This window comes from Calditerrivibrio sp. (genome assembly GCA_026415135.1).
GTDB lineage: Bacteria > Chrysiogenota > Deferribacteres > Deferribacterales > Calditerrivibrionaceae > Calditerrivibrio.
Map to the genome: position 1 here is coordinate 1 of JAOAHS010000051.1, position 4241 is coordinate 4241.

The window sequence follows — 4241 nt, forward strand, 5'->3', positions numbered from 1 at the left end:
CCACCACCACAACTTACTAAAAATACTAACAAAACAAAAATTGACATAATTTTTAGCCAGTTACGCCTCATAATGCACCTCCAAAATTTTTGTATTAATTTTAATAGCAAAAAAAAAAAATCTATAGGAAAATTCCCTATAGATTTTTTTATTAAAATCATATATATTATTTTTTTTAAAATATTTTGCAAAAAATTAGTTTCAATAAAAAAACACTTTTATAACATACTTAATTTATTGCATTTTTGTTTAAAATCGCTATTATATCTAACTATGGATAAGGATATCTTTTCAAAAGAAAAACTAAGCGAAGATAATTTTAACATACGCCCTAAAAAATTTTCTGAGTATGTCGGTCAACAAAAGATAATAGAAAATCTTAAGGTATTTGTAGAAGCAGCAAAACTTAGAAAAGAACCCCTGGATCATACATTGTTTTATGGCCCCCCAGGGCTCGGCAAAACTACTTTAGCTCACATTATCTCTAATGAAATGAATGTAAATATAAAATCGACAAGTGGTCCAGTTATCGAAAAACCCGGAGATTTGGCAGCTATCCTTACTAATTTAACAGAAGGTGATGTATTATTCATCGATGAAATCCATAGATTACACTCCAGTGTTGAAGAAATACTATATCCTGCAATGGAAGATTTTCAGTTGGACATAGTTATTGGTCAGGGTCCTTCAGCAAGAACCATCAAGATAGATCTTCCAAAGTTTACATTAGTAGGTGCCACAACAAGAATAGGCCTTTTGACCTCACCTTTGAGAGATAGGTTTGGTATGGTCTTTAGACTTGATTTTTACAATAAAGAAGAGCTTATACAAATTATAAAACGTGGAGCATCAATTTTAAAATGTGAAATAGATGATGAAGCCTCAAATGAAATATCTAAAAGAAGTAGAGGGACTCCAAGAATCGCTCACAGAATATTAAGACGAATAAGAGATTTTGCACAAGTACTTAACAATGGTGTTATCAACAAAGAAATTGCAAAATATGGATTGGAAAGACTAGATATAGATGAGGAAGGCCTTGATAAATCAGATAGGACTTACCTTAAAACTATCATAGAAAAATATGATGGTGGACCTGTTGGTTTGGACACCATATCAGCTACCCTTTCTGAAGAAAGAGATACCATTGAAGACGTTACAGAACCTTATCTCATTTTTAGAGGCTTCATCAAAAAAACGCCAAGGGGACGTGTTGCAACAAAGCTTGCTTATGAACATTTAGGTTACAAATATTATCCAAAACCTATTGACATCACAGAACTATTAGAGGAAGCAGATGGGAAAGAATAAAACCCGCTTTGTTTGTAATCAGTGTGGTGCCATCTCACCTAAATGGATTGGAAAATGCCCAGAATGTGGAGCTTGGAACTCTTTTACTGAAGAAGCAATAGAACCACCATCTGATAAGCAAAAAAAAGAGAATTCACAAATACATATCAAAAAACTTAAAGAGATTTCAGGTATCGAAGTGGATAGATTTAAAACAGGTTTAAAAGAGTTAGATCAAGTACTTGGTGGAGGGATCGTAAAAGGGTCTGTGATACTTATCGGTGGTGAACCCGGCATAGGGAAATCCACCATCATGTTACAAGTCTCCCATATCTTATCGAATAAAAACAAAAAAATTGTTTATTTTTCTGGAGAAGAGTCATATTCCCAAATTAAAATTCGTGCTGATAGATTAAATATAGGTAACTCAGACATAGATATCGTATCCACAAACTCCTTTGAATCAATAATTGATATACTAAAAAGCAACTATTATGATTATGCTATTGTAGATTCTATTCAAACTTTTTACTCTGAGGATATAACATCAGCAGCAGGTACTGTAAGTCAAATTAAACATATAACTCATCATCTTGTAGAATTTGCTAAATCAAAAGGGACTACTATCTTTATAATAGGACAAGTAACAAAAGAAGGCAGTATAGCTGGACCAAAGGTATTGGAACATCTTGTAGACACTGTTTTATACTTTGAAGGTGATTACAATAGAGGTATTCGAATTTTAAGGTCTGTAAAAAATAGATTTGGACCAACCAATGAAGTAGGCTTTTTTGAAATGTCTGATAAAGGACTGTTCGAAATCTCTTACAAAGATCTTATCAGTAACGAAAAAAGCTTCCCCGGCCGAGCTCTAACGAGTATTATGGAGGGTACACGTTTTTTTTTAGCAGAAGTCGAATCATTAGTCACACAAACATATTTTAATTTTTCAAAAAGAATTTCAAACGGTTTTGACTTAAATAGACTTAATATGCTTGCAGCCATTTTAGAAAAAAAGGGAGGATTAACTATATCTAATCATGATATATATCTTAGCATCGCCGGAGGCCTTAAGATTAACGAACCAGCAGCTGATCTTGCTATTTGTGCATCCTTGATATCCTCTTTTAAAAATATCCCACTACCAGAATCATCAATATTTATAGGCGAAGTAAGTTTGACAGGAGAAGTTAGACAGGTATCAAACCTACGTAACAGAATAAACGAAGCTCTAAAAATAAATATAAAAAATATCTATGCTCCTGGATTAATTGAGGATAAAGGTATGAACTTTTATAGTATAAATAATATTTTAGACTTGATAAAACATCTTTAGGAGGACTTATGAAATTATTAGAAGGGAAAAACGCAGTTATTTTCGGTGTAGCAAATGAGAAATCTATAGCATATGCCATAGCAAAACTTTTCGGAGAAAATGGCGCTAATCTTGGTTTTACTTATGCTGGAGAAGCTCTTAGGAAAAGAGTAGACCCTATCTCTGAAGAATTAAACGGTAAATTTTGTATTAAATGTGATGTATCTAAAGATGAAGATATTGCTTATTCAGCAGAAGTTTCTAAAGAGAAGTTTGGTAAGGTCGATATAATAGTCCACTCCGTTGCTTTTGCACCATCAGAAGCTCTAAAAGGTAGATTTGTTGATACTCCAAGGGAAGCTTTTAAAATAGCTTTAGATATTAGTGCCTATTCTTTAGTTGCTATAGCTAAAGCGTATGAAGAAATTTTAAGTGAAAATAGCAGTATAGTAACTATGACATATTATGGATCTGTCAAAGTTGTTCAAAATTACAATGTTATGGGTGTAGCTAAAGCAGCTTTGGAATCATCGGTAAGATATCTTGCAAACGATTTAGGGCCAAAAGGCATAAGGATCAATGCAATATCTGCTGGGCCAATTAAGACATTAGCTGCAAGTGGAATATCTGGTTTTAAAAGCATTTTGTCTCAAATTGAGGAAAAAGCTCCCCTTAAAAAGAATGTGACGCAGGAAGATGTAGCAAAATCTGCTTTGTTCCTTTGCAGTGATTTAAGTAGTGGTGTTACTGGAGATATCCTTTACGTAGATAGTGGATACAATATTTTAGGTTTATAAGTATTGAGTAAGGTGGATAATAATATCCACCTTATTATGTTCTAAAACATTTTCACCCATTCCAAATTACTAACATTCCTCTTACCACTATCAAACTCTATACCCACAAGATAGATATCCTTACCTATTGAAAGATATTTCTCATAATACCTTTTACCCTTTATCTGCTCCAACGCTCCACCCTCATCAACCTTAAACTCCATCACATACACCACATCTGGAAATATCAGCGTCAGATCTATCCTACCTTTATTCGTAACATCCTCTCCTATCACCTCCACACCCATACCCTTCATGTACGCATAAAACACTGACACATAATAACCCTCCCTCTCATACATCCGGTTATGCGTAAATAAATTATACGGAATTGATGAAAACAGAGATAAAACTGACCTTTTAAACATCTCAAGATCACGTTTATAAAGGGATACCTTGATATTATCCTTATACGTAGTTGTTCTCAAGCCCGTAAGATATTCGGATATCACTCCAAACAAAGATATCCTCACCTCATGATTGGGTATAACAAGACGGTACCTTATCTCATCAAAAAGATCTATCTTCTCCTCTATCGTCAGATACCCTGTCTGCCACATCAACGTCTCTACATCTATAAAATCAACATCAAAACTATCAAGCATCTTTCTATCTTTTACTATATTCTCAAAATCAGGTAAAAAATAGTTGTTCCTCTCTATAAGCTTAAGCAAAAAGGTAGGGGTACCTGTGGAAAACCAATAGTTCTCATAAATATACCCATTGGATATAAACAAAAGGATATCAAAGGGGTTATACACAGCCTCACCAAGCCACTTATATCCATTATACCAACGCCT

General features: G+C 33.7%; 4 protein-coding genes. 3 read left to right on the forward strand and 1 reads right to left on the reverse strand.

From position 1 onward, the window contains the following. Window positions 1-273 precede the first annotated feature (273 nt). The 3 genes from ruvB to N3C60_09030 are packed head-to-tail and all read left to right on the forward strand — an operon-like array spanning window position 274 to window position 3402. Entirely contained in the window at window positions 274-1311 is a 1038-nt protein-coding gene (gene ruvB / locus N3C60_09020) for a Holliday junction branch migration DNA helicase RuvB (protein MCX8085047.1), read from the forward strand. Continuing rightward, window positions 1298-2626 carry a DNA repair protein RadA gene (gene radA / locus N3C60_09025; protein MCX8085048.1) on the forward strand — a complete coding sequence of 443 codons (1329 nt, stop codon included), beginning with the start codon at window positions 1298-1300 and terminating at the stop codon, window positions 2624-2626. Before ruvB ends, radA begins: the two co-directional genes overlap by 14 nt. Before the next feature lie 8 nt (window positions 2627-2634). Then, entirely contained in the window at window positions 2635-3402 is a 768-nt protein-coding gene (locus N3C60_09030; GenBank protein ID MCX8085049.1) for an enoyl-ACP reductase, read from the forward strand. Between the two features lie 41 nt (window positions 3403-3443). On the opposite strand, the gene N3C60_09035 is transcribed toward N3C60_09030, so the two are convergent. Next, the coding region (locus tag N3C60_09035; GenBank protein ID MCX8085050.1) for an ATP-binding protein at window positions 3444-4241 on the reverse strand (798 nt) is incomplete at its 5' end.

Excerpts from the sequence above, each read along its gene's own strand:
- radA (MCX8085048.1), top strand. The coding sequence starts at position 1,298 with ATGGGAAAGAATAAAACCCGCTTTGTTTGTAATCAGTGTGGTGCCATC.
- ruvB (MCX8085047.1), top strand. The coding sequence starts at position 274 with ATGGATAAGGATATCTTTTCAAAAGAAAAACTAAGCGAAGATAATTTT.
- N3C60_09030 (MCX8085049.1), top strand. The coding sequence starts at position 2,635 with ATGAAATTATTAGAAGGGAAAAACGCAGTTATTTTCGGTGTAGCAAAT.